General features: G+C 49.8%; 27 protein-coding genes. 12 read left to right on the top strand and 15 right to left on the bottom strand.

The window, feature by feature from the left end:
• The first annotated feature begins 12 nt into the window (after positions 1 to 12).
• The gene (locus GBK04_RS05445) at positions 13 to 1,398 is read left to right on the top strand and encodes a M28 family peptidase (protein ID WP_152757581.1); all 1,386 of its coding nucleotides are present in this window, start codon (positions 13 to 15) and stop codon (positions 1,396 to 1,398) included.
• 4 nt (positions 1,399 to 1,402) lie between these two features.
• Here the strand turns inward: GBK04_RS05445 and GBK04_RS05440 are convergent, their stop codons facing one another.
• The 5 genes from GBK04_RS05440 to GBK04_RS05420 form a co-directional block, all read right to left on the bottom strand.
• A complete protein-coding gene (locus GBK04_RS05440) occupies positions 1,403 to 2,245 on the bottom strand; it encodes a mechanosensitive ion channel family protein (protein WP_152757579.1) in 843 nt (280 codons plus the stop codon).
• Positions 2,246 to 2,313: 68 nt separating this feature from the next.
• The gene (locus GBK04_RS05435) at positions 2,314 to 2,637 is read right to left on the bottom strand and encodes a nucleotide pyrophosphohydrolase (RefSeq protein WP_152757577.1); all 324 of its coding nucleotides are present in this window, start codon (positions 2,635 to 2,637) and stop codon (positions 2,314 to 2,316) included.
• 59 nt (positions 2,638 to 2,696) lie between these two features.
• Positions 2,697 to 3,149, bottom strand: coding sequence for a D-aminoacyl-tRNA deacylase (dtd, locus tag GBK04_RS05430; RefSeq protein ID WP_152757575.1), 453 nt, complete (start codon positions 3,147 to 3,149; stop codon positions 2,697 to 2,699).
• A gap of 162 nt (positions 3,150 to 3,311) precedes the next feature.
• On the bottom strand, positions 3,312 to 3,662 hold the full coding sequence (locus GBK04_RS05425; protein WP_152757573.1) for a hypothetical protein: 351 nt from the start codon (positions 3,660 to 3,662) through the stop codon (positions 3,312 to 3,314).
• A 34-nt stretch (positions 3,663 to 3,696) separates the two neighbouring features.
• A complete protein-coding gene (locus tag GBK04_RS05420) occupies positions 3,697 to 4,146 on the bottom strand; it encodes a GNAT family N-acetyltransferase (RefSeq protein ID WP_152757571.1) in 450 nt (149 codons plus the stop codon).
• 226 nt (positions 4,147 to 4,372) lie between these two features.
• Between GBK04_RS05420 and GBK04_RS05415 the strand changes: the two genes are divergently transcribed.
• Positions 4,373 to 4,702: a single-stranded DNA-binding protein gene (locus tag GBK04_RS05415; RefSeq protein WP_152757569.1), complete on the top strand. Its 330-nt coding sequence runs from the start codon at positions 4,373 to 4,375 to the stop codon at positions 4,700 to 4,702.
• 161 nt (positions 4,703 to 4,863) lie between these two features.
• On the opposite strand, the gene GBK04_RS05410 is transcribed toward GBK04_RS05415, so the two are convergent.
• Positions 4,864 to 5,634 (bottom strand): SDR family oxidoreductase, encoded by a 771-nt coding sequence (locus tag GBK04_RS05410; protein WP_152757567.1) that lies wholly within the window; start codon positions 5,632 to 5,634, stop codon positions 4,864 to 4,866.
• A gap of 257 nt (positions 5,635 to 5,891) precedes the next feature.
• On the opposite strand from GBK04_RS05410, the gene GBK04_RS05405 reads away from it, so the two are divergent.
• Together GBK04_RS05405 and GBK04_RS05400 are read left to right on the top strand one after the other, a co-directional pair.
• Positions 5,892 to 6,689: a sialate O-acetylesterase gene (locus GBK04_RS05405; RefSeq protein ID WP_152757566.1), complete on the top strand. Its 798-nt coding sequence runs from the start codon at positions 5,892 to 5,894 to the stop codon at positions 6,687 to 6,689.
• Positions 6,668 to 7,096: a VOC family protein gene (locus GBK04_RS05400; RefSeq protein WP_152757564.1), complete on the top strand. Its 429-nt coding sequence runs from the start codon at positions 6,668 to 6,670 to the stop codon at positions 7,094 to 7,096. The genes GBK04_RS05405 and GBK04_RS05400 overlap by 22 nt, the downstream gene beginning before the upstream one ends.
• 74 nt (positions 7,097 to 7,170) lie before the next feature.
• Here GBK04_RS05400 and mgtE read toward each other — a convergent pair whose 3' ends face one another.
• The 3 genes from mgtE to rsmA all read right to left on the bottom strand — a co-directional run bounded on the left by mgtE (position 7,171) and on the right by rsmA (position 9,830).
• Positions 7,171 to 8,523, bottom strand: coding sequence for a magnesium transporter (mgtE, locus tag GBK04_RS05395; RefSeq protein WP_152757561.1), 1,353 nt, complete (start codon positions 8,521 to 8,523; stop codon positions 7,171 to 7,173).
• Positions 8,524 to 8,585: 62 nt separating this feature from the next.
• Complete coding sequence (locus GBK04_RS05390; protein ID WP_152757559.1) at positions 8,586 to 8,948, bottom strand: four helix bundle protein; 363 nt, start codon at positions 8,946 to 8,948, stop codon at positions 8,586 to 8,588.
• A gap of 111 nt (positions 8,949 to 9,059) precedes the next feature.
• Entirely contained in the window at positions 9,060 to 9,830 is a 771-nt protein-coding gene (rsmA, locus tag GBK04_RS05385; RefSeq protein ID WP_373330735.1) for a 16S rRNA (adenine(1518)-N(6)/adenine(1519)-N(6))-dimethyltransferase RsmA, read from the bottom strand.
• 184 nt (positions 9,831 to 10,014) lie between these two features.
• On the opposite strand from rsmA, the gene GBK04_RS05380 reads away from it, so the two are divergent.
• Positions 10,015 to 12,414 (top strand): PAS domain S-box protein, encoded by a 2,400-nt coding sequence (locus tag GBK04_RS05380; RefSeq protein ID WP_373330734.1) that lies wholly within the window; start codon positions 10,015 to 10,017, stop codon positions 12,412 to 12,414.
• The gene (locus tag GBK04_RS30345) at positions 12,411 to 13,622 is read left to right on the top strand and encodes a response regulator (RefSeq protein WP_373330733.1); all 1,212 of its coding nucleotides are present in this window, start codon (positions 12,411 to 12,413) and stop codon (positions 13,620 to 13,622) included. The genes GBK04_RS05380 and GBK04_RS30345 overlap by 4 nt, the downstream gene beginning before the upstream one ends.
• Before the next feature lie 25 nt (positions 13,623 to 13,647).
• Here GBK04_RS30345 and GBK04_RS05375 read toward each other — a convergent pair whose 3' ends face one another.
• Positions 13,648 to 14,259 (bottom strand): DUF1684 domain-containing protein, encoded by a 612-nt coding sequence (locus GBK04_RS05375; RefSeq protein WP_152757554.1) that lies wholly within the window; start codon positions 14,257 to 14,259, stop codon positions 13,648 to 13,650.
• Positions 14,260 to 14,474: 215 nt separating this feature from the next.
• On the opposite strand from GBK04_RS05375, the gene GBK04_RS05370 reads away from it, so the two are divergent.
• The 5 genes from GBK04_RS05370 (at position 14,475) to GBK04_RS05350 (ending at position 20,196) form a co-directional block, all read left to right on the top strand.
• A complete protein-coding gene (locus GBK04_RS05370) occupies positions 14,475 to 14,852 on the top strand; it encodes a response regulator (RefSeq protein ID WP_152757551.1) in 378 nt (125 codons plus the stop codon).
• A gap of 7 nt (positions 14,853 to 14,859) precedes the next feature.
• A complete protein-coding gene (locus GBK04_RS05365; RefSeq protein ID WP_152757549.1) occupies positions 14,860 to 15,621 on the top strand; it encodes an MBL fold metallo-hydrolase in 762 nt (253 codons plus the stop codon).
• A 71-nt stretch (positions 15,622 to 15,692) separates the two neighbouring features.
• Positions 15,693 to 17,267 carry an NFACT RNA binding domain-containing protein gene (locus GBK04_RS05360; protein WP_152757547.1) on the top strand — a complete coding sequence of 525 codons (1,575 nt, stop codon included), beginning with the start codon at positions 15,693 to 15,695 and terminating at the stop codon, positions 17,265 to 17,267.
• A gap of 263 nt (positions 17,268 to 17,530) precedes the next feature.
• The gene (locus GBK04_RS05355; RefSeq protein ID WP_152757545.1) at positions 17,531 to 18,676 is read left to right on the top strand and encodes an FIST signal transduction protein; all 1,146 of its coding nucleotides are present in this window, start codon (positions 17,531 to 17,533) and stop codon (positions 18,674 to 18,676) included.
• Positions 18,677 to 18,696: 20 nt separating this feature from the next.
• Complete coding sequence (locus GBK04_RS05350; protein ID WP_373330732.1) at positions 18,697 to 20,196, top strand: response regulator; 1,500 nt, start codon at positions 18,697 to 18,699, stop codon at positions 20,194 to 20,196.
• An 8-nt stretch (positions 20,197 to 20,204) separates the two neighbouring features.
• Here GBK04_RS05350 and GBK04_RS05345 read toward each other — a convergent pair whose 3' ends face one another.
• A complete protein-coding gene (locus GBK04_RS05345) occupies positions 20,205 to 20,876 on the bottom strand; it encodes a DUF4230 domain-containing protein (RefSeq protein WP_152757541.1) in 672 nt (223 codons plus the stop codon).
• A 113-nt stretch (positions 20,877 to 20,989) separates the two neighbouring features.
• On the opposite strand from GBK04_RS05345, the gene miaA reads away from it, so the two are divergent.
• Positions 20,990 to 21,901 carry a tRNA (adenosine(37)-N6)-dimethylallyltransferase MiaA gene (gene miaA / locus GBK04_RS05340; protein WP_152757539.1) on the top strand — a complete coding sequence of 304 codons (912 nt, stop codon included), beginning with the start codon at positions 20,990 to 20,992 and terminating at the stop codon, positions 21,899 to 21,901.
• 204 nt (positions 21,902 to 22,105) lie between these two features.
• On the opposite strand, the gene GBK04_RS05335 is transcribed toward miaA, so the two are convergent.
• From GBK04_RS05335 to GBK04_RS05320, 4 genes are all read right to left on the bottom strand, one after another.
• Positions 22,106 to 22,411: a rhodanese-like domain-containing protein gene (locus GBK04_RS05335; RefSeq protein WP_152757537.1), complete on the bottom strand. Its 306-nt coding sequence runs from the start codon at positions 22,409 to 22,411 to the stop codon at positions 22,106 to 22,108.
• Between the two features lie 23 nt (positions 22,412 to 22,434).
• Positions 22,435 to 24,309, bottom strand: coding sequence for a T9SS type A sorting domain-containing protein (locus GBK04_RS05330; RefSeq protein WP_373330731.1), 1,875 nt, complete (start codon positions 24,307 to 24,309; stop codon positions 22,435 to 22,437).
• A complete protein-coding gene (locus GBK04_RS05325; protein ID WP_152757535.1) occupies positions 24,284 to 25,075 on the bottom strand; it encodes a PASTA domain-containing protein in 792 nt (263 codons plus the stop codon). The genes GBK04_RS05330 and GBK04_RS05325 overlap by 26 nt, the downstream gene beginning before the upstream one ends.
• Positions 25,076 to 25,144: 69 nt before the next feature.
• Positions 25,145 to 25,735: a riboflavin synthase gene (locus tag GBK04_RS05320; protein ID WP_152757533.1), complete on the bottom strand. Its 591-nt coding sequence runs from the start codon at positions 25,733 to 25,735 to the stop codon at positions 25,145 to 25,147.
• Between the last annotated feature and the right edge of the window lie 146 nt (positions 25,736 to 25,881).

Here is a 25,881-nt window from a genome sequence, read left to right as displayed (position 1 = left end):
AAATAGTATTCTATGAAAAACATTTTCTCCCTCCTTTTATTCTTTACGTTAGGGCACCTACCTACCCATTCTTTTGCACAGACTGAATTTGCGGCTGATTCGATTTTTATTAAAAAGATATTTGATGAATCACTGGCTAGAGGTAAAGCATACGAGTGGCTCAGAGTACTCACGACCGAAATCGGAGGCCGTTTGAGCGGCTCGGAGGGCGCGGAGAAGGCAGTAACCTACTCGCAGAAAGTGATGGAATCCGAAGGATTCGACCGGGTATTTTTACAAAATGTAAATGTACCGCATTGGGTGCGGGGAAAAGCTGAGAAAGCCTACATTCAGGCGGGTAGTAAGCAGATCACGGTACCGATAGCTGCTTTGGGTGGCTCGGTGGCTACGCCAAAAGAAGGTGTAAAGGCTCAGGTTGTCGAGGTGATGAATTTTGAGCAACTACGGGCGCTGGGGAAGGAAAAAATCCAGGGGAAAATTGTGTTCTACAACCGCCCGATGGACCCTACCAAACTCAATACGTTTGAAGCTTATGCCGGGGCCGTGGATCAACGCGGAAATGGCGCTACCGAAGCCGCCAAGCTGGGGGCGGTAGGGGCAATTGTACGTTCCATGACCACCCGACTCGACGATTTTCCGCATACGGGCGGTATGCGCTATGGAGCTGGGGTACCCCTCATTCCGACGGCGGCGATCAGCACCAACGGGGCCGAGCTGCTTAGCAAAACGCTGAAAGAAAATCCAGCCACGCAATTCTACTTTCAGCAAAATAGCGAAAGCCTGCCCGATGCTCCTTCGCACAATGTGGTGGGTGAAACCCGGGGAAGTACCCAAGCCTCCGAAATACTGGTCGTGGGCGGACATCTTGATTCCTGGGATCTGGCCCAGGGAGCACACGATGACGGCAGTGGGTGCGTGCAGGCGATCGAAGCCCTGCGCCTTCTAAAATCCCTGGGCTACCAGCCAAAACGTACCCTGCGGGCTGTTATGTACATGAATGAGGAAAATGGCCTGCGGGGAGGTGTGGCGTATGCCGACTCGGCCCGTTCCAAAAAAGAAAACCATCTGGCCGCCATAGAGTCAGACCGGGGCGGCTTTACGCCCCTTGGATTCGGCATTGTGGGCGACGCGGCCAAGAAAGCCAAAATTATGGCCTGGCAGCCCCTTTTTATTCCCTACGGTCTATATGCCATTGGTCCGGGCGGCGGCGGGGCCGACATCGGACCTCTTGCCCAGCAGGGCGCCACGCTTCTGGGGCTGGTACCCGATTCGCAGCGATATTTTGATTATCATCATGCGGCATCTGACAAATTCGAGGCCATCAGCCAGCGCGAACTGCAAATGGGAGCCGCATCCATGGCAGCGATGCTGTACCTGATCGACAAGTACGGACTTTGAATGTCTACCCTTTCGTTTCAGATTCCGTTTCTGGTTGGGAAAAGCCGTTTTCCCGCAGCATGGTCAGCACATTCTGAATGGCTTCGGTTTTGATGGCCGGCGCCTGAGTTTCTGTTTCGTGGCTTTTAATCCAGAAACATATTTTCATGCACAGGGCATTGGACTTGGTTTCTTCGATACTGACCGTAGGTACCCGGTCGGTATCGTGCAGCACACCCGTGGTGTCGAGTAGTGCCTTTTTGATGAGGGGAATAGCGCGCTTGTAATTTTCCCGATTGTCCAGGTCCACGCTGAATTCCAGGCGCAGGAAATTATCTACTGAATAGTTGTAGAGCGGGCTTTTCAGAATACCTCCGTTGGGTACGTACACATCTTTTCCATCCAGGGTTTTGATGATCGTCTCCCGCAAACTCAAATCGATGATTCGGCCATGTACTCCCTGCGTTTCGACCAGATCTCCGATTTTGAAGGGGCGTTTGAAGGCCAGGAGGATTCCGGCCAGAAAATTTTCGCCAATGTCTTTCAAGGCGAAGCCCAGAATAAAAGCCGACAGTCCGGCACCCGCCAGGATATTGGTGACGGCTCCGTTGAGGCCGATGGTACCCAGAGCGACGGACAGACCCAAAATCAGCATGAGCCAGTATCCTATGTCGCCCAGAAAGCCTGTCAGCAACGTGTCGTCCGTGTTTCGGGTAAGACGGGGAATCAGCCAGCGCCTGATTTGGCGGGCCAGGAACATGAAAACCAAAAAAAGTACCAGCGCCAGGGCTAGCCGGGGCAGTGCTTTCAGGAAGGAATAGTAGTACCCATTCAGTACTTTCCAAAGGTCATTTGTGAACTTGTCCATAGGGTAGGGTAGGTTGATGAATCCTAAAAATAAGGTACCTCTGCGAAAAGAACTATACCATCCCCAGCCTACAGTTTCGGATTTTGCTTGTGACGATCCTTATCACGAATCGTTTTTTTAGCCATATTTTTTTCAAACGCTTCGGTCAGGTCCACACCCGTTTGATTGGCCAGGCAAATCAACACCCAGAGTACATCGGCCATTTCGTCTCCCAGATTCCGATCCAGATCCGACTTTTTAAACGACTGATCGCCGTAGGTACGGGCCATAATCCGCGCCAGTTCGCCTACCTCTTCGGTAAGGATGGCCATATTGGTCAACTCGGAAAAATACCGGACGCCATATTCTTTGATCCAGGCATCGACTTGTTTTTGAGCTTCTTGAAGAGTCATTTTTTAGTTGGAGGAAAAGCGAAGGCCGGAAAAACTATTATTAACCCACAGCGGTAAAGCTACGTCCGATTTTTGGAATCCACGATGATCGTGACGGGCCCGTCGTTGAGGAGGCGTACTTTCATGCCGGTCCCGAACTCGCCGGTTTCAACGGGTTTGCCCAGTTCAGAGCTCAGGAAGGTGATCATTTTTTCATATAGGGGGATGGCTACCTCGGGTCGTGCCGCTTCGATGAACGACGGGCGATTACCTTTTTTGGTACTAGCGTGCAGGGTGAACTGGCTGATGAGTAGAATGTTACCGTCGACACTTTTCAGGTCCAGATTCATCTTTCCCTCGGCGTCGCCAAAAATGCGCATATTCACAATTTTCCGTCCCAGCCATTCCAGGTCTTCTACGGTGTCGCTCGTCGTGATGCCCAGCAACACAAGGTACCCCCTCGCGATGCTACCTTGTACGTGTCCTTCAATGGTAACGGAAGCTTCACTCACGCGTTGTATTACTGCAATCATTCAATTGTGTAATTGTTGATTTGTTGAACTAAGGAGATGTTGAATTGATGAAAATCATCAACTGGAAATCAGTAGAAGTACCATGAAGTGCATGTTTTATTTTACACAATTACACAATTACACAATTACACAATTACACAATTACACAATTACACAATTTTTTCACCCCCGGCTATCTTTTACGATCAGGAAAAAATCATTGTCGAGTTCCAGATAGCCGTAATCATAGACAAAATAGTACACGCTGCCCTTCTGCGTAACACGCTGACTGGTCATCAGCGTGAAATCAAAACCTTTCGCGTTAAGGGTGTTGCGGGTAGTTTTTGCTTTATCTTCGGGACATAGTTCTTCCAGAATCCGACGGTTGCGCCGGAGTTGGTTATTGGTGTTCCGCACCACATTGTAGGTGTCCGAATTCAGTTTGTTATTGTACGCGTTGCGGCACATGTCCGAGCAGAATTTCTTGTCGGCCCGACCCACAAGTACACTTCCGCATTCCTGGCAGGTATTCATTGTTTTTGTATGTTAATCATCCGCTTTCTGCCCGTTATAAAACCTCAGCCAGCTCCATTTTCATTTGGTAAAGATCAAAGCCGGGAGCCCAAAAATCGGTTTCGGTTTTATCGAGCGGAAAGCCTAGTTTTTCATAAAAAGGGTACACCAACTGTGTGGTCCTAACTATAATTGTTCTGATGCCTGAATGTTTTTTTATTTCCCCGATTCGGTACCTCGTGAGCTCTGTTCCGATTCCTTTGCCCTGGTGGTCAGGGTGAATAATATCCCACGAGAGCCGGGCGATTCCTTCCTGTGGGATATAATTGATTCCGCCACAACCGACTATCATTTTGCCCTGTTCCATCACAAAATAGCTTTCGACGTGATGTGACAAATATTCCTTAAAATCTTCTACTTCGGCAGGAGCAAAATAGCGGGGTACATTGAGTTTTAGTAGTTCAATAAGTTCTGCCTGGTATTGCTCGTGGTAAGGGCGGATCATGGGTACCGAAAGTATCAATGTCAAGATAGAATATACCTATTCCAATCCGGTCGACTTTCCCCAAAGTTACCATAACTATAACCATTTGCAAACGACTACAAGCATTTTTATCCGACTATAAATAGTTAACAACCGAATCGGAGTCCGGGTACCTGCCACCTTTGTCCCATCAGTTCGAGTAAACCAATTATTCACCATGGCAACAGCCACTAAAACAAACAAAATCATGAACTCAGTAAAATTAATGGGCAACGTAGGACGCGAAGTGAACGTCCGGGAATTTGAAGGTGGTAAGGTGGCGACATTCAGCCTGGCGACCAGCGACACGTACACCAACCGCAATCAGGAGGAAGTGACCAGTACCTCCTGGCACAATGTGGTGGCTTGGGGTAAGCTGGCCCAGCAATGCGAGCAACTACTCAGCAAAGGAAAATTTATCTCGGTAGAAGGCAAGCTCAACTACCGCCAGTACCAGAACCGTGAGGATCAGACGGTGCGGATTACTGAAATCGTGGCTTACAAAATCGAGGAAGTAGCCAGAAAGATGGTAGCATGATGGCTAATGTATGCGTACATAAGCCATTTCGGGTATTTCCCATTGACTTATGTACGCATACGAGCTTCACTAAAAACCAGGCGGCAGGGGTACCTTACGATAATCTCTTAGGGGAAAGGGACGATCTGAGCCACAAGGTACCCCCCTAGATGTGGATTTGATTACCGCCCCATCCAGCCACCATCGACCGTCAAGATAGTCCCGTGCACGTAGCGCGATGCTTCTGAAGCCAAAAATACGGTTGCGCCTTTGAAATCGTCGGGGGTACCCCAGCGCCCGGCAGGAATCCGTCCCAGGATGGAGGCACTGCGGTCAGGGTCGTTGCGAAGCGCTTCGGTGTTGTCGGTGCTGATATAGCCAGGGGCAATGGCGTTGACATTTACGCCTTTTATGGCCCACTCGTTGGACAATGCCTTCACCAGGCTGCCCAGCGCCGCTTTGCTGGCAGCATAGCCGGGCACGTTAATTCCCCCCTGAAAGGTGAGTAGTGAAGCCGTAAATATGATTTTGCCCGATCCGCGTTCAATCATTTTTTTTCCTAATTCCCGACTCAGAATGAAGGGGGCGGTCAGGTTGGTTTCCAGCACGGTATCCCAATATTCATCGGGGTGCTCATGGGCGGGTTTACGCAATATGGTACCCGCATTGTTGATCAGAATGTCAATGACGGGATAATCTTCCACTACCTTATTGATGAAAGCGTAAAGTGCTGTCCGATCGTTGAAATCGCACTGGTAGGCCCGGAAGCTACGTCCCAATCCTTTTATTTCCTGTTCCACCTCGCTGTTCTGAATTTCCAGACTGGCCGATACCCCGATGATATCAGCGCCCGCTTCGGCTAGCGCAACGGCCATAGCGCGACCAATTCCTCTTTTGCAGCCTGTCACCAGTGCGGTCTTGCCGGTTAGGTTGAATGAATCGAGTAGTGTCATGATTTTTAACTTATTTGGGAATTGTTCACGATTTTCGTGAAGGGTACATAGGTATATTGGATAGACGAGAGGTACCCTGGTCGTTAGTTAAAGTCAATTTCTGTACTTAGATAATGTAATTCCCCGGCTTATTTATTTCTGTTTGCTTTGTTTGGAAAGAAAACGAGCGCTTCCAGAGAGCCTGGAGTCGGGGCACGACGGCCGATGCGACGTCATAAGAGAGATGAATCTAGATTGTCCAACAAGGTACCGACCGTATGAACCAACGCTTTTTGAAAAAACTATCCGGAGGCTGCCTGGGGGTACTCCTTGCCTTTTACCTGACCGCTTCGGCACCGACGGTACCCCGAAAGTTAGATCTGATTCTGCTCATCGGGCAATCCAACATGGCAGGTCGGGGAAAAGTGGATGCCGCCTCCACGCCCAACAACGACCAGATTTGGGTTATGAACGCGCAGAATGAGTGGGTAATGGCTCATGATCCCCTACATTTCGACAAACCCGGAATTGCCGGGGTAGGTCCCGGCCTGGCCTTTGCCCAAAAATGGCTGGAAATCAATCCGAAGAAAAACATAGGCTTGATTCCCTGTGCGGTGGGCGGTAGCGGCATCGACGACTGGCAGGTAGGAGCCAAACATGCCCAAACGGGTATTTTTCCTTACGACGCCATGCTCAAACGAGTGAAAGAAGCGCAGAAACAAGGGAAAATCAAAGCAATTTTGTGGCATCAGGGCGAATCGGACAGCAGTCCGGCAAAAAATAAGGTATATGAAGCTAAACTCACCGAATTTTTCGGTCGCCTGCGCAAAGACCTACATGCTCCCAAGACTCCCATTATCATGGGTACCCTGGGTGATTTTTTTGTCGATAAGAACCCCAATGCCGCTCAGATCAACGAAATCATAACCAACTATCCCAAAAACCATCGCCAGGTCTACGCCGTATCTTCGGCGGGATTGATTCATAAAGGTGATACGACACATTTCGACACTCAGTCCGCGCGGGATTTGGGGATACGTTACGCAGAAAAACTATGGGAAATACAGAAAAACTGAATTTTACAGGAATAGATCATCCGGCGGTTGCCGCCGACGATGTGGAGGTACTCAGCCGCTGGTACTGCGAGGTACTGGGCTACGAGCAATGGTTTTACCATCCTACGGGTAGCCCTCAGGGGAAGCCAGTCTGCATGCTGAAAGCGCCCGATGGTAGCTTGCTCGAAGTTATGCCCAAGGACGGTACCCTCCGTCAGGAACGTACTACCTGGACGCCCGGTTGGTCGCATCTGGCCTTTCGGGTGACTGATTTGGACGAAGCCATTCGCCTTCTCGACCAAAAAAATATCCAATGGACCGGAGAAATCATCAACGCCATCGGTGGCGGCAAAGTCCGTAACGCGCTTGATTGCGAAGGCAATATGATTCAGATCCTGGAAAGAGGCAGTCTGACTCGTGAGTCCTGATACCCCGAGCGCCTACTTATCCACCTGTTAGAGGATTGAAACCATGCTACATAGGTACCCTATTTGGGACTTTATTACAACCCCAGTAGCATATGTGCCAGCCCGAAGTACACGCCGTAGCCGATCAAATCATTGGCGGTGGTAATGAACGGCCCGGAGGCAACCGCCGGGTTGATGCCCAGCTTTTCCAATAACAGCGGCGTCACGGTACCCATGAACGAAGCCAGGAATACTACCGACAGTAAAGCGCTGGAAACCACCACCGCCAGGCGGAATTCGTTCCCAATCAGTAGATTAAAGCCGAAAACGATAATACTAATGATAATGCCATTGATGAAAGCTACGCCGAACATCCGGGCCAGGCGATGCCAGACATCCGTATTGAGACCCGTCTTGTCGGCCAGACTTTGCAGAATGATGGAAGAGGTCTGAATCCCCACATTCCCGCCCGTGGAGCCGATAATGGGGATGAAGGCCGCCATGGCAGGTACCACTTTCAGGTCGCCTTCGAAGAACCCGATAAACTTGGCGGCCAGGATACCGCCCATCATGCCTACGAGTAGCCACGGCAGGCGGGCCTTGGTTTGTTCCCATACGGTGTCGTCTTCCTCCACGTCACCCGTGATACCGGCCATCGCGAGGGTGTCTGAACTGGCTTGTTCGGTAATCACATCCACCACGTCGTCGATGGTGATGCGGCCCAATAGACGGCCCTGCACATTCACTACCGGAATCACATCCAAGTCGTAGCGCTGCATGAGTTCAGCTACTTCCTCGGCGGGCCGGTAGGTTTCGACGTAGATAATGTCTTTATCGTACAGATTCTCAACTTTGGTGTTTTTGTGGGCCAGCACGATACGCTTTAACGAGAGCAGCCCGAGTAACTTATCGTTGTCGTCCACCACATACACGGCGTAGACTTTCTCCACGTCCTCAGCCTGCTTGCGGAGCTCCTCAATGCACTGGTTCATGTTCCAGTTGACGTTGGCTTTCACCAACTCCTTTTGCATCAGTCCACCAGCTACGTCTTCATCATAGTGCAACAAGTCCAGAATAAACCGGGCCTGTTCGCGGTCTTCAAGAAGGGCAATGACTTCCTCGCGTACCCGGATAGGCTGCTCATTGAGCAAATCCACTGCATCGTCGGAGTCGAATTCATTGACGTAACGGGCAATCTCTTCGGAAGTGAAACTTTTCAAAAAATCCTTCCGTTCGTCGGTGTCCAGCGCGGCCAGAATCTCCGCTCCTACTTCGGTATCCAACTGACTGACCAGGTACTTGGCCTGTTCGGTATCGATCTCGTAGAGGATACCTGTGACGTCAGCCGGAAACATGCCTTCCATCTCGGCTTTCAGGGTAGTCGAATCTTGTTTTTCAATCAGTTCTTCTATGTGGTCAAGGTACTCCTTGGTAAGTTCGAAAGCCATTTTCTTGTTTTTTGGGGAATCGTTTTTTGTTTTTTGTATAAGATAGAGCAGGAAAATGGTACCTATGAACTCATTTGAGATTTTCTCAAAGCATTGAGCTTGTTGCTTATTTCGTTAATGCTTACTCTTAATTCGGTCAGTTTTTCTGCATCTAAAAAACCTAAATCGTTGGCAATGATCAACTGGTTAAGTACCTCCATCAAACTTGCAAATGCCACTGTGCTAAAATGCGCCTTGTCTTTTCCAGAAGTCCGTGAAGTGCCCTCAGCGATATTTGAAGCAATTGATATTACAGCTCTTTTGAGCTGACTGGATAAACCAAACATTTCTTCTTTGGGGAAACCCGAACATAGCTTGTAAATATCGACAGCCAGTTTCCTGCTCAATTGCCAAACCTCAAGCTTTTCAAATGTATGGATATACATGGATTATAAGTTTTTGAGAAATAGGAATGGAAACATATAGAAGCATGAATTTGACACCAATAAAGACACCTACATCAAAAAACAAAAAACAAAGAACAGTTCAACACTTGACTACCCCATTGCCTTCTCCACCAACTTCGTAAGTTTTACAAAGTCTTCCACGCTCAGCTGTTCGGCGCGCTGGTCGAGGTAGGGTGAGTCCAATTCTACGCCGAGTGGCTTCAGGGCATTGCGGAGCGTTTTCCTGCGCTGATTGAAGCCCGTTTTTATGACCCGGAAAAATAGTTTTTCGTCACAATCCAGTCGGGCGGTTTGGTTCCTCAGGAGCCGGATGATCCCCGAATTCACCTTAGGTGGCGGGTCGAACGCCCCGGGGGGGACACTGAACAGGTACTCGATGTCGTAGAAGGCTTGCAAAAATACGCTGAGAATGCCGTACTCCTTATTGCCGGGCGGGGAAGCGATGCGCCGGGCTACTTCTTTCTGCAACATACATACCACTTCGGGTACCTGATCGCGTTGCTCGAGTACCCGGAAAAAAATTTGCGAGGAAATATTATAGGGTAGGTTTCCGATAATAGCCACCTTTTCGTCGGTGAGTTGAGAAAGCTGCCAACGCAGAAAATCACCCTCGATGATACGGGGCGACAGGGTAGGAAAGTGCTCCTTCAGGTACGCCACCGACTCGTGATCTACCTCGATCACATGGGTTTCGAAGTCGTCCTTGGACAAAAGGTACTGAGTTAGCACGCCCATGCCCGGCCCGATCTCGAGTACTCGGGTGTAGTCCTGATGCGGTATGAGGCTGTCTACAATGCGTTGTGCAATCGCCTGATCACGAAGGAAATGCTGGCCAAGGTGTTTTTTTGCGCGAACTTTCATAAGAATGTTTGGGGGTGAATCGGAAAATCCTTCAAAATGGTACATACACCGGCGGATGCAAGGGTAATCCTGAAAATCCCGAAATTACGCTAAATTCGTAGATTTACGGGATACATGACTTTTATGATAAGACGATCGCCGGCTATTCACTGCCAATTACCACTCTCAACCTGCCACTGATACAATGCAAACTATAGAATCGTCCACCGACTGGCAATCCGTCACCACTACCCTCGATCATCTCAATCTGATCGGGATTACCCTGGATCTGGATTTGACCATTCTGGGTGTAAGTCCCTATGTGCCGCGCAAGACAGGATGGCAGGCCACCGACCTGGTGGGGAAAAATATGCTGGAGATGCTGATTCCCGAATCGGAACGGGAAGAAATCCAAGACTTGCTGGAAGACGGTATTTACCGGGGTATCAAGCTGGAACAGCGTGAAATCCCGCTGTTGGCCAAGAATGGCTCCCGGCGCACGGTGACGATCAATTCGGTACTGATCAAGGATGATGAGGGAATCCCAAGCGAGTTTATTCTCATAGGCGACGATATTACGCGCCGGTTACGTATGGAGTCGGCGCTCTCCAAATCCAATTCCCAATTGCAGGATCTGGTAGATAATACGAGCGATTTGATTCAGCTTATTACCCTGGATGGAAAATTCATCTTCGTAAACCGCGCCTGGCGCGAGGTGCTGGGCTACAGCGTAGATGAAATTGCTTCCATGAGTCTGTCGGATATTCTGCACCCGCAGTTTCGGGATGAGACGCTTGACCAACTCAGGCGGATTCAGAAAGGGGAGGAGGTACCCTACTTCGAAACGGTATTTCTGAGCAAAAGCGGACGCAAGATATTCCTGACGGGTAGTGTCAACTGCCGCTACGACCACGGTAGCCCCTCCGCTTTCCGCTGTATTTTGCACGACTTCACCGAGAAAATCCGGGCTGAGCGGGCGCAGAATCTCTATTACAGCATTGCCAACTGGACCATAAGTACCCAGAATCTCGACGAATTATACAACAACATTCATCAGGAACTGGGTAAGATTATCGACGTCAAGAATTTCTTCATCGCCCTCTACGACCAGTCCAAGAGCTACTTGTATTTTCCCTACTATATAGATGAATACTTCCAGGGCCTCCGCTTCACCAAGCGGCGCCTTGGCAATGGCCTTACCGAGTACGCCATCGCTTCCAACCGTCCCTTGTTTTTGTACAAAGAGGACATTCAGAAACTGGCCAAAACCAACAGTCTGTATCTCTACGGCACTACGCCGGAGGTACTCCTGTGCGTGCCGCTTCGCATCGGCGACCGCGTGACGGGTATTATTGGAGTGAAGTCATACGATAATCCCAATACCTACGATGCCCGCGATCTCGAACTGCTCGAATTCATCTCAGGGCAGGTAGCGCTGGCCATTGCCCGAAAGCAGAGTGAAGAAGAATTGAGCAAATATGCCGCCCGGCTGAATGCTATTTTTGACAGCAGTTCTCACCTGATTTGGTCGGTGAATAAGAGTATGCAACTGACTTCCTTCAACCGGAATTACTCCGATCTGATGGAGAGCCAAATCAAGACGGTACCTGCTCTGTACGTCAGCACCGAAAAGCTGGGCTGGCGGCTGGTGGGGCCCGAAAACCGCCGCTATCTGGAGAATCGCTACCGGCAGGCATTCCGGGGCGAGTTGCAGTACTTCGAACTGAAACTCGATACGCGCGATGGTTCGGAGATGTGGCTTGAGTTTTACCTGAACCCTATCTTGTACACCGGGGGGGTGATCGAAGAAGTGTCAGGCATCGCGCGGGACGTGACGCGCCGCAAGCAGGCCGAGATTTCCCTACGGCAGAGCGAGGAAGTGTTCCGGGGAATCTTCGAGAACCTGCAGGATATTTACTGCCGAATGGACCGGCAAGGTATCATCACCATGATCAGTCCCTCCGTATTCAAGCGTACCGGCTACACGCCGGATGAGGTCATGGGCAAACATATCACTGAGTTCTTTTTTGACAAAAAACTAATCCACCGTGCCCTCATCAAGTTACGCCGCGACGGTAGCTTGCGCAACGTGGAGGGTAGCTTGCGCGTGAAAGACGGGAGCATCCGTCAGTTTATGTTCAATATGCTGATGTTCACCGATGAGCAGGGGCGGCCGTCGGAAGTGGCTGTGCTGGCTCGTGATATTACCGCGCTCAAACGCAACGAACTCGAGCTTCTGAAAGCCAAAGAACAGGCTGAGCGTTCGCTGAAGGTGAAAGAAGGGTTCCTGGCCAATATGAGCCACGAGATACGTACCCCCATGAATGGCGTGATCGGGATGATCGACCTGCTGATCAATACCCGTCTCAACGACGAGCAGCGTGACTATATCCAAACCATCAAACGCTCATCTGAAACACTCCTGCACATCCTGAATGACATTCTGGACCTCTCAAAAATCGAGGCGGGGAAAATGGCGCTGCACGAAATGCCACTTTCGCTGAAGGAACTGATGGAAAAACTGGTGTCACTATTTGGGCAGACGGCGCGCAATAAGCACAACACGCTGACCTATACTTTGGCCCCGAACTGCCCGCGTATGTGATTGCCGATCAGACCCGCCTGTTGCAGATATTGTCTAACCTGACCTCCAACGCGCTGAAGTTTACGGAAAACGGTGCGGTGAAAATTGAAGTGAAACTGATTCGGAAGACAGGCAAGAAGAATTTGATTAAAGTGGAGGTATACGATTCCGGCATCGGTATTTCGGAAGAGGATCAGAAAAGACTTTTTACCTCCTTCACGCAGTTGGACAATTCGTCGCAGAAATCCTACGGCGGCACGGGACTGGGGTTGGTGATTTCCCAGCAGTTGTGCCGCCTTATGAATGGCGACATCGGCGTGGTATCCCATACGGGCGAGGGGAGCATGTTCTGGTTTACGTTTGAGGCCCGGGAAACCGCCATCGCCCCGGCCTCCGTTGTGGAAAATGAAGAAGAAGCCTTCATCGATAATGTATTCGAATCCTACCATCCGTTCATTTTGCTGGTGGACGACAATATCGTGAACCGGAAAGTTGCCAGTGAAATTCTTAAGAAAGCGGGTTGCGTGGTGGATACCGCCGAAAGTGGTTTTGAGGCAATCGAGAAAGTTGAACAAGTATATTCTTCGGCTGAAGGCTATTACGATATCATTTTTATGGACATCCAGATGCCAGACATGGATGGTGTTGAAACTACCCAGAAACTTCATGAAAGGTACCCGAAAGGTCTTCCACCCATTGTGGCCATGACGGCCTATTCGATGAAAGAAGACCGTGACCGTTTCATGAATCAGGGCATGGACGATTACGTGGCCAAACCCATTCGGGCCCAGCATCTGATCGGCAAGGTACAGGAACTGATCGGCAAGTCCAGCGACCGGCCTATGGGTGAAAAACAGCGCGCTCTGGCCCAGGAAACGATCTTGCCCGTGCTGGATCGGGATATTGTAAATCAGCTCAAACAAATAGGGGGCAAAGAGCTGGTGATGTCGGTATTTGACGATTTTGTCAATGAATCGAACGAATTAGTTGGAGAATCCCTGACTGCTTACGAGCAGAAGGATATCGCTACGGTTAAGAGCCATCTGCATACGCTCAAAGGCAGTGCCGGTACGGTAGGCGTGATGCAGGTAGCCGAAATTGCCCGCGAAGCCGAAGGCCGACTGAAAACCAACGATACCAGCACCCTGGCTAAGGCGCTGCCCGAGTTGCAACTGGCTTATGGAAGATTCCTGGAAAGCTATAAGGATTGCCTGAATGAATGGCTTTAAGTGGGCTTTGCCGGTCTAAATCCCCTCAGTGCTCTTTTCCAAAATTCATTTCGCCTGCTTCGATCCTGGCGGACAAATGGTTCTCCTGGGGCGGAATCGGACAATTGTACCCTTCCGCGTAGGCGCAATAGGGATTATAGGCTTTATTGAAATCGAGCAGGCTGGTAGACCCCTGAATATCTTTTATGGTGAAATCGAGGTACCTCCCGCCGCCGTAGGTACCTTCACCATTGGTCAGGTCTTTGAAGGGTACAAACAGATAATCGCGGTACTGGGGCAGGCGGCGCAAATCCAGGCTTTGATAGACACTGAGCGTGTCCCGTTTGCCTTGCAACTCAAATTGTAATTCGCCGTATTTGACGTATTGCTTGCGCTGACCGCTGTAAGTGAGCATCGCGAAGGGCTCGCTTGCGGGCGTGGCGACAAATTTTGCCCGAAGCCGGTAACCGGAATCGGGTTCGTAAAATCTTAGGTACGCAAGATCAGGGGCACCCAATGGTGAGTTGGCAGTAGTCAGAAACTCATTTTTGTACGCTTCCCGATGCTGCCTGATTTCTTGTTCGAAGCCCTGAGCACGCACCATACAACCCATAAAGGCGAAGCCAGTCAGAAGGCAGGCAAAAAGTACCTTTTTCATTTTTTGAAAAGTAGTTGAACGCAGTTCGTTCTATTAAAAGTCTGAAATTCAAATAAATAATTCCCACGAGGTGCTACTTTACAAGGGAACGCTCCTCCAAAAGTCATCGGACCTCAGGTATCATTCGGTATTCCTTCCGGCGAAATTTTGCGTTCTTGCTAGAAATATGCCTAAATTCACCATGCCAAATTAATTAACAACCCGAACAACTCCCCATGTCGTACACCAAACGCGTACTGATCGCCGAAGATAGCTCGGTAATCCAGAACTTAGCCCGCAAAATACTCGAATTCCAAAATTACGAGATTACTGCCGTCAAAAATGGCGAGCAGGTTTTGCAACTTCTCGAAAAGGAAAATTTCGATATTATTCTGCTCGATATCAACATGCCCATTATGGATGGCATGGAGTGCGCCCGCCAAATCCGGGAACTGGGTGATCCTAAGAAAGCAAAAACTCCCATTGTGGCCATTACCGGTAATGCCAAAAACTACACCGACGAAGACTTCAAAGAAGCAGGTTTCAACGATGCCCTGATGAAGCCTCTGAACTTCGACCGTCTGGTGGAAGTAGTGGCGAATCTGACCGAATAAAAACCCCATGACCATTACGTTTCTTGGCACTGGCACGTCGCAGGGGGTACCCGTTATCGCCTGCGACTGTGTCGTTTGCCGGTCGCTTGACTACCGGGACAAACGACTGCGGGTGTCGGTATGGATCGAGGTAGACGGTAAATCGTTCGTGATTGACACCGGACCTGACTTCCGCCAGCAGATGCTCCGGGCGCGGGTCCGGCACCTGGACGCAGTGCTGTTCACTCATCAGCACAAGGACCATACGGCCGGACTCGATGATGTGCGGGCGTTCAATTTCTCGCAGCAAAAAGATATGCCTCTGTACGGAAGGCAGTCGGTTCTGAATCAGATCAAAGCCGAATTTTCGTACGCCTTTTCCGAGCATCGCTATCCGGGTACCCCCCGTCTTCAGCTTCACAACATCGAGAACGAGCCTTTCGAGGTAGAAGGTACCCCCGTTATTCCTATTGAGGTCATGCACCACCAGTTGCCGGTTTTTGGCTATCGGATCGGCGATTTTGCTTACATCACCGACGCCAACTACATCTCAGAAACCGAACTCAAAAAACTGGCAGGAACGCAGGTACTCGTACTGGACGCCCTTCAGCGCGAGTCGCACCTTTCTCATTTTACGCTCTCTCAGGCACTGGCACTTATCGATCGCCTGAACATTCCTACCGCCTATCTAACCCACCTTAGCCATCGTATGGGCCTGCATGGTGCCGTGGAAGCCGAACTCCCCCCTAATGTGCACGTGGCCTACGATGGATTGCAGCTTGTTGTTTAAGGTTGAAGTGTTTGATGAGTCAACAGGACAAAACCGATTAAACTTTTCAACCACTGAACAACCCCGCCTCCATGCACCAAAACTATTATTTCCTCCGGCAATTGGCCCCTCGTCTTGACGATGAGTTACGGGGAAAATGCTTTATGGAAGCCTTCAGTCAGGAAAAGGACGAGCTGATTATGGTTTTTGCCGAGGCCCGTGGCAAGCACAACTTCTACAAACCTTTTTTTCTCAAAGCTACCCTCCGCCCCGATTTCGCCACCCTGAGTTTTCCAGAGCAGTTCGACCGGGCACGCCGCAATAGTGTGGATTTGTTTACAGACCTCTATGATCGGAAGGTACTCCGCATCCGGGTGTTTGACAATGAACGGGCCATCGGCCTCTACCTTGACAATGGCGAAGTTCTGGTTTTCAAGCTCTTCGGGAATCGCTCCAATATTGTGCATTTTGGCCAAGACGGCGAAGTGCTGGACGTTTTCAATAATAAGCTCAGTGGCGATCTTACTTTGAAAATCGGAGAACTGGATCGGAAGCTGGATCAATCCTACGAAGCGTTTCTGGCTAACGACAGTCAGTTCGAACCTGTTTTTCCTACATTTGGCAAAGCGGTAAAAGAGTACCTGCATCAAGAACTAACAAGCCTTGAAAGCTCCGAAGCAAAGTGGAGTGCCATTCAGGGTACCCTGCGGGTTTTGCTTGATCCGTCCGCGTATTACCTCACCGAGTTGCATCACCTGCCTGCACTTTCCTTATTACCACTTGGCAAAATAAGCGATCGGGTTTCCGATCCGATCGAAGCGTTGAATCGCTTTTACCATGCCTTTGCCCGGCGAGGTAGCATTGAGAAAGAGCGGGCGGAATGGCTGCGGATGTTACAGAAACGCATAAAGCAAACGGAAAACTACCTGTCCAATTCTTTTCAGAAACTGATAGAATTAGAAGAAGGAGGCAAAAATGAGGAGTGGGGACATATTCTGATGGCCAATCTGCATCAGGTACCTGAACGGGCCGAGCGCGTGGAACTGCACAATTTTTATCGCGACAAACCCGTAAGTATCAAACTTAAAAAGGACCTTTCGCCTCAAAAAAACGCGGAGGTGTATTACCGTAAAGCCAAGAATGAGAGAATAGAAATCGAGAAATTGCAGGAAAATCTCGATTTGCGGGAGAAAGAATTGATCCGACTTCGGGAACACTACACCGCCATCGAGCACATGGATCAGCTGCGGGAGTTACGGAGTTATACCAAAAAAAATGGCCTGGCGCCTGCACAGGCCGGAACGGATCAGGGACAGCTTTTCCGGCGGGTTGAATTCCAGAATTTTGTGATATTGGTGGGGCGGAACGCCAAAAACAATGATTTGCTCACCCAGCAGTATACCCATAAAGAAGATTTATGGCTCCACGCTCGGGACGTGACGGGCTCTCACGTAGTGGTCAAGTACCAGGCGGGTAAGAAATTCCCGGCGCCCGTCATCGAGCGGGCGGCGCAGTTAGCGGCCTGGTACTCCAAGCGTCGCACCGATACCCTGTGTCCGGTCATTGTGACGCCCAAAAAATTCATTCGGAAACCCAAAGGGTTGCCACCTGGATCGGTGCTGGTTGAAAAAGAGGAAGTTGTGATGGTAGAGCCTAGGGCTGAGTAGGTCATCGATAGCGGGCGGTTACTGTACTATGAGGTTTACCCGCTTATCTTTTTGAAGTAACCTCATTTTTAGCCGGGTAAAAGAGGTGTAGTGCAAGCCTCACAAAAAAACTCCGCAAATGTACCCAATGAGCAAATTTTTGTAGCTATTATATTATATTTGTCCACTGATGGATAGGTGTAATTTGTAATTTTGTTGCTTATCAGTCAGTAGGTTGCCTTCTCCTAATAGTTTTTCCTTCATTTCAGCGATCAGCCCTTAGTATGAAAATTCAACAGATTGTTTATCAGGAACCGACCTGGAAGTTCTTGAACGAAACGCCTGATTTTGTAGCCAGCAAAGCCCAGCTCGTACTTGCCTTCGGAGAACGTACCTGTCTTGAGAGTCTGGAAATATATAACCATTTGAGAGAACAATATTCGCATGCCGACATCGTAATAAACTCCACCTCGGGAGAAATCTACGAAAATTCGGTGTACGATAACAGTGTGATTGTAACGGCAATTCAGTTTGAAAAGAGCCGGGTCCGCACGGTGCAGTTCAACATTGACAATCACTACGAAAGTGGGGAGGTTGGGGATAAGATAGGCCGGGAACTGGGGGCGGAAGATTTGGTTTCTCTGCTCATTATATCCGATGGTGGACGGGTTAATGGCAGTGCGTTGCTAACCTCTCTCAATTCGCACATCAGCTCGAGCATACCGATTTCAGGGGGCTTGGCCGGGGATGAAGCGAGATTTGAAAAGACCCTGGTAGGTTTGAACCAGAATCCCGAACCGGGACGGGTCGTGGGAATTGGGCTATATGGTAAAGAGCTGAAGGTAGGAAATGGTACCTACGGGGGATGGGATGTGTTTGGTCCGGAACGGCAGGTAACCAATTCAGAGTACAATATCCTGTACAGCATCAATGACAAAGCCGCTCTGGATCTTTACAAGGAATATCTGGGCCGTTTTGCCAAGGAATTACCAGCCGCTGCCCTGCATTTTCCCCTCTCGATGCGCACCAGTACCGAAGCAGAGCCCGTTGTACGCACCATTCTGTCGATCGATGAAGACGCCAAGAGCATGACCTTTGCCGGCGATATACCCGAAGGGGCGTGGGTCAGGTTTATGAAAGCGAATTTCGATCGTCTGATCGATGCCTCGGCTTCGGCGGCTATGAGCGCCATCGAAACTTTTGAAAATCCTGCCGAATTGGCGCTTCTGGTAAGCTGTGTGGGCCGCAAACTTGCCCTGGGGGTACGTACCGATGAAGAAGTAGAGGCCGTGCGGGAAGTGTTGGGTTCCGATACCTTGATTACGGGTTTTTATTCCTACGGGGAAATCTCTCAGCTGCATCCTGGCGTACCGAGCGAACTTCACAATCAAACGATGACCATCACTACTTTTTCAGAAAATATAATTTAATGGCACCTAATTCCCACCCATTGCTTACCAAGCAAATCTCCAAATTTCTGAATGAAGAAACTCTCCATCAAACCGACCTACAGAAGTTCATAAAAGTGGTGAACGATTCCTATCTGAACTTCGAGCGGGATAAAGAATTATTTGAACATTCTTCCAAACTGAACGAGAAGGAATATGCTACAATCAATCAAAAGCTAACGGAGGAAATTGCCCAGCGCAAACTTTCGGTCGAAAAGCTGATCGAGGCGATCTATTCCCTGGAAATAAAAGGGGATATATCGGATAAATCGCTGGATCCTAATAATCTGATAGGGTTGGTCGATGTGTTGCAAATCCAGATCGACAACCGCAAAGAAATAGAGGATCAATTGCGGGCGGCAAAGGAAGTGGCTGAACACGCCACCCAGGCGAAGTCGGAGTTTTTATCCATGATGAGCCATGAGATTCGGACTCCCCTGAATGCAATCGTCGGGCTGACCTACCTGATGCAACAAGAGGAAGTATCGGAAAAAATGGCTGAGAACCTACGGATCTTACAGTTTTCTTCTGATAACCTGCATTTGCTGATCAATGACATTCTGGACTTCAGCAAGATTGAAGCTGGCAAAATAGAGCTGGAGAAGGTACCTTTTGATATTAAGCAACTGATATCCAATATCAAAAAGGCCAATCAGGTAAAGGCCGAGGAAAAAGAGAACAAGATCAAGCTCATGATTGACGACGAAGTACCCCAAATGGTGATGGGGGACGTGCTTCGGTTAGGGCAGGTCATATCCAATCTGGTTTCCAATGCCGTGAAATTTACCCGTAAAGGAAGTATCGCCATCGAGCTATCAGTACAGAAGAAAACGGATACAAAAGTTTTCCTGGAAATTTCGGTGGCTGATACGGGAATTGGTATCCCCAAGGATAAGCAGGGGATGATCTTTGACCACTTTACCCAAGCCAACTCGCAAACCACACGGGAGTTTGGGGGGACGGGGCTAGGCCTGGTCATCACCAAAAAGTTGCTTGAGTTGTTTGGCAGCGAAATTAAGCTTGAAAGCGAACCTGGCAAGGGATCGAAGTTTTATTTTGACCTTGAGCTGGAGCTGGGAGGCGAGCAACAATTACGGAAGGAGGATACTTCAAACCACATCCTGAACGAACATACCCTGAAAGGCCTGAGGATTCTGCTGGTGGAAGATTACCCCATGAATGTCAAGGTAGCCTGTCGGTTTTTGGAACGGTGGAATGTAGAGGTGGATGTAGCCGAAAACGGGCAGATCGCGCTTGACAAGTTTACGCCCCAAAAATATGACCTCATTTTGATGGATATCCAGATGCCGGTAATGGATGGGTACGAAACGACCAGAAATATTCGGCTGCTGGATACTGAAATTCCTATTATTGCACTCACCGCGTCGTCGTCGTTGAGCAATCAGGACATTGCCTTTCAGGTTGGTATGAACGATTTTCTGACTAAGCCCTTCAATCCTAAAGAACTATTTCAAAAAATAGTCCGGCACGGCCGACGGTAGGATAAGTATCAGTCCATGTTTTTATGCTTAGGCAGAGGCTCCACTTCTGCCTCCAGTTCGTGGTAGGTGGCGTACTTGGCGAGCATTTTCTGGTTTGCTTCGGTCAATTGCATTGCTAATTTCCAGTTCATCGTGGCGGCCAGCTGGTACATCATCAGCTGAATTTGGTTGTTAGCAATACGGGGCAGATCGCTTTCCATGGCCTTTTCGTTCATTACTTCTTTCGCTTCTGCCAGAATGTGGGTAAGGTCGTCGGTTTGGAAGCGGTTGAGCCAGCCTGATTCTATATCGTAGAACTTATATTCGGTATCCATCGAAAGTATTTCGGGCGCTGGGAAGTACTCTACCACCAATTGCCGGTTTTCTCCCTCCACCCGCAGACGTACCTTGGAAAAATCAAAGCCCACCAACACCTTGGCCTTGGCAATGATAAGCGCTTTTTTTTTATCCTTGAACAGATGCCAGATATCCTTGTCGTGCTGGTAGTTATAGATTTCCGTAAAGTACCCCTCGGCCATTACTACCTTGAATACCTTCTCGATGCGGTCGAGCAACACCGAGGCTTCCCGGGTAGGTTCGGGTTTTTGGCCTTCAACCCACCATCGGTTGTAGCCCCATATACCAGCTCCAGCCCCCAGCCCTAATGACATCAGAAAAAATAGTAGGGTGGAAAATTCCATGGTTTTTTTATTTTAGAGGCGAGAAAGTACCGAAGTTTCAGGAGTACAAAAGTACTGAAGTTGTAAGGTACCCCTTTACTTTTGTTCTGCTATACTTTTAATCCTGTCAACTCCTGAACTCCTCCACGCATAAACTGATTGTCATCGCGGGCCCGACTGCGGTTGGGAAGACCGACCTTTGCCTAAAATTAGCCAAAGAATTGGATACCGAGATTATTTCTGCCGATTCGCGGCAGTTTTTTCGGGAGTTAAGCATTGGCACGGCCAAGCCATCCGCGCAGGAACTGAATCAGGTACCCCACCATTTTATCAACTCTCATTCCATTGCGGAAGAGTACAGTGCCGGCGATTTTGAGCGCGATGCCCTGCTTATATTAAACGAACTGTTCCGGCGGAAAGACAACGTCATTCTGACGGGCGGCTCGGGCCTGTACATCAAGGCCGTATGCGAAGGCCTGGACGACCTGCCCCGGCCTATTCCCGGCCTGCGCGACGAACTGATGCGGCAGCTACGGGAAGATGGCCTGGAATTTCTGCAAAATGAAGCGCTGCGTGTCGATCCGGTTTTTTCAGGTACCCCCGAGTTTTTTAACCCCCAGCGGGTGGTGCGGGCTTTGGAGGTATTTTACACTTCGGGGCGGCCCATTTCTTCCTATCAGAACCAACACAAAGCTGAGCGTCCCTTTCAAAGTATCACCGTAGCGCTCGAACGTGAACGCAACGAACTCTACCACCGGATTGAAAGCCGGGTTGACCACATGCTGGACGCAGGACTGGTACAGGAAGCCAGAAGCGTACTACCCTATCGCGATCATCATGCCCTCAAAACGGTAGGTTATAAAGAGGTTTTCGGATTTCTGGACGGCGACTACGATGAGGCAGAAATGATCCGTTTGCTCAAACAAAATACCCGCCGCTACGCCAAGCGACAGCTTACCTGGTTTCGGCATCAGGGCAACTACACCTGGTTTCAGGCGGACGAGTACCAGAAAGTCAGGGATTGGGTGCTAGGGAAGGTAGGGTAGGGATTTGGATTGTTAAAAGTTGAATTGTGTAATTGTTTAATTGGTTCTTTTTAAGTATCTATTCTGAAAATAACCAACTTAAAATCAGTAGGTTGTATCGAAAATCGAATTTCATTTTACACAATTACACAATTACACAATTACACAATTACACAATTACACAATTACACAATTACACAATTACACAATTACACAATTACACAATTACTCCTCGTCCTCCATTTGACGATACGCCAGTATGCCGCCCGTGACGTTACGGACGTTGGTGAAGCCGTTGCCTTGCAGGTACTTCTGGGCATTGCCACTACGTGCCCCCGAACGGCAATGAATGATAATCTCCTCATCTTTCAGAGGTTCCAACTCGTCCAGATGATCGGGTAGTTCGCCAAGGGGTATGAGTGTGGCTCCGAGGTTGTCGGCTTCGTATTCATACTCTTCACGCACGTCGTAGAAATGCAATGCTTCGCCTTTATCTAAGCGTTCTTTCAATTCTTGTACGGTAATGTCCATGGGGGTAGATAGAGTAAAGGTTATTATTTTTTAAGTAAAATCTTCTGGGAAATAGCCCGCAGGCCATCCGAAATACGCAACATGTACAACCCGTCTGAAAGTTCGGCAAGCGAGGCTTCGCGCTGGCCTTCGGCGGGTACAATAGTTATTACACGGATGCCCTGCAACGAATATACGTCGATTTGTCGCACATACTCGCTCTCCCAGCGGATTAGCCCGGAGGTAGGATTAGGAAAAACCGATACCGACAGGACAGGCAAAGGCTCTGGACCCGTGACCACCCCGCTGGTTTTGCCCCCGAAGAAAGGCCGAATCATGATGCTGCCCTGGATCTCCGTGTTGCCGGCCCACTCCGTCGAAAGGTTAGAGAAAAGTTGTGAGGTACCCAGGCTCGAATTACGATCAAACCCAACGGCCAGCCCGTCCTCACTGATTTGTAGCCAACCTACATAGAAAGTATCGGTCACGGCCACGCCGTTGTCGAACTCATACTCGATGAAGTCATTGCGATTTGCTCCGTACTTTACAGCTACCGATTTCTGATAAAGTACCTGGTCGGGCTTGCCGTTGCGGTTGCTGTACACCTGAATCGTGAAAGCCTGGCCGCTGATATCCTTGCGGAAAGGTACCAGAGCCATCCGTACCCCGCCCAGCGTATCGGGTTGGTTAGCAATGAACCGCACCGCCGTGCGTCCGAGCCGCTGGTTCATCCGAACGCCAAACTCGGCACTTCCGTCGTCGTAGGCATAGTAGTCGGCTAGTTCGGTGATGGCACTGATGGTATCGTTACGGCGCAGGTTTACGGTAGGAATTGTGGGGTTCTGGTCGTCGGTAGTCAGCAGATCGAACTTATACCGCAGGCGCATCCGATTGCCGGTGGCCGGTGGGGTCAGAGGCTGAACCGCTACACTTTTTACCTGGGTCTGCCGGGCGCCAATGATCGCTGAAACCGGCTGCTGGTAGCGCTGGACTTCTTTTTTGCTTACTTCGTCGAAAATCGTAAAGGTGTAGGATGTGAAATTGAAGTTATTGAACAAATTCACAATATCGGTCCGTACTGAGTCGGCCGTGGCCGCAGCAGGATTGGCGAAGTAATGCTTGAACGGCATGGCCGTATAGTTTTTTAGCAGCGGGTTGAGCGGCCGCCGGACGGCAATGTCCTTAATGAAGCGGTCGTTGACGGACCGATTCTTATTCAAATAAATATAATCGATATGCCAGGTGTCGAAAGCCCCCGAGAGGCGGCCGGATGCCCGGAACCGGAACTGGAAATTGCTGTGCAGGTAGGCGGGGTCGACAATGCGAATGAATGTCTGCTGGAACAGCGAATCGAAGGTACCCCCCGCTTGTTTCCACACCGCTATCCATGCCCCGTTACTGTTCAGAAATTCGAGCTGAAGCGTGTCGGTGCGGTCGGGAAGCTCGCCTAATCCTTTGGCTTGCCAGTAATAGCTAATATACAGCGAGTCGGCGGGCTTAAGACCAGCCAGGCTAATGGGCTGCGAAGTAAGCGTATCCGAATCACCCTGTGATTGCTCATTGGTAAAATTATAAGGTACCCCATCCGCTTTCAAGCCGTCGAAGGTGGCCACGTTGATGGATGGCTGTTGCGTAGTGAGTGTGTTGTTGATGTAAACCCCGCTGCCCGACATCCACAGTTGCGGATCGGGATGGGTGGAAGTAGCAGTAGAGAAATCGTCAAAAAAGGGAAGTTGCAAAGTTTCCACACGGGCCGCTTTGGCAGGTATTAGAGCTTCTTGCCCTATTCCCGCTTCCAGTGGCACAAGTTCGAGCTGGGCCCAAAGTGAGGTAGCTCCGCCCAGCCAGAGGCACAGGAAGACAAGGATTGCCCGGCAAAAAAAAAGCGTAAAATTACTGGTCAGTTTGAGGTTCCTCATTCGTGTCTTCAAGCGGGCGAATAACCCATAGGTCAATTACGTCCCCGATGCGGGTTTTATTGCCTGCATCAGGATTTTGTCGGATCACCGTGCCGGGTTCCGCCTCTTCCTTATCAACAATCATAATCTGACCTACCTTTAAGCCCGCCCCAACAATCTGGAATTTGGCGTCTTCCAGGGTCATCCCAATCACGCTGGGCATGCTGAACGCTGTTTGTCCCAGGCCGTCACCTACCTCCAGATCGATCTTCGAGCCCTTGGCGATGGGCTGTTCGGGGAGGATCTCCTCGCCCTTGTACAACTGTTTAAGCACCGCACCTTGCGCCAGATCAGGCACGTAGCGCAGGTTGCCCAGTTCCAGCCCTGCGCTCTTGAGGAGCATTTGCGCACTCCGCTGGGTCATGTCGGTCAGTTTGGGCATCTTGACCAGGGGAGCCGTGCGGTAAACGACCGTTACGTATATCTTGCGGCCCTCCTTCACCTTGGAGCCCGGCTGTGGGTACTGAGAAATCACCGTCAAAGGGGGTACCTTAGGCACAAACGTACAGTCACTCACTTCGTACCGCAAGTCGCGCTCATCGAGGAAATCTTCCAATTCGGCGGCATTCATCTTACGCAGGTCGGGCACGGTGATGGATTCGCCGTGATTGGTACGCATGGGAAGATAAAGAAAGAAAAAACCGAGGAAAAAGATCGTAATCAGAGACAGGATAATGCCAATGTGAATATAGAGGTCTTTGCGGGAGTTAGTGCTTATTTTAGCCATGGGCTTGCGGATCGCATTTCGTTACGGAACGGTAAAAATAAAAGGAATATTTCACGCCACCAACATCGGTCAACGGGCCCGCCCCAGGATGCGCTGGACGTATTTGCCCAGAATATCGAATTCCAGGTTTACCGTATCGCCCGCCTGTAAGGCATGAAAATTCGTGTGCTCATAGGTGTAGGGGATGATCGTGACGCGGAACGAATCATCGGTGACGTTGAAGACCGTAAGGCTCACGCCGTTGATACACACGGAGCCTTTTTCCACCAGAATATTGCCTTGAGAGCCATCAAACGCAAAATCGAACAACCAGCTCCCTTTAAGCTCCTGTACGGAGGTACATACGCCGGTCTGGTCCACGTGGCCCTGCACGATATGTCCGTCGAAGCGGCCGTTGGCAGCCATACACCTTTCCAGATTCACTACGCTTCCGGGTACCAGTTGGCCGAGGTTGGTTTTTTTTAGCGTCTCCTCCACGGCCGTCACCAGGTAGGTGTCGCCCTCAATGGCCGTTACCGTGAGGCACACGCCATTATGACTCAGGCTCTGGTCCACTTTCAGTTGGGAGGCCAGAGAAGCATGCAGTTGAAAAGTGAGGTTGGTACCTTCGGGGGTACTTTTAAGCACCGTTCCGGTGGTTTCTATAATGCCGGTAAACATAGAGTTTGTTTAGAGATGATTAGTTGATCTGGGCTGAGGCACAGGGCCGATCCGTATAAATTTAGAGCGAAAGAAATCGGTATTGCGTGTTTTGGAAACAGAGAAAATCAAGGGGCTGTATCAGGAGGTATTACGCATTTTTGCTT

The sequence above is a fragment of the Salmonirosea aquatica genome, assembly GCF_009296315.1.
Taxonomy (GTDB): Bacteria; Bacteroidota; Bacteroidia; order Cytophagales; family Spirosomataceae; genus Salmonirosea; species Salmonirosea aquatica.
The sequence above is the reverse complement of the archived record's forward strand: the minus strand, read 5'-3'. Positions and strand labels throughout refer to the sequence as shown.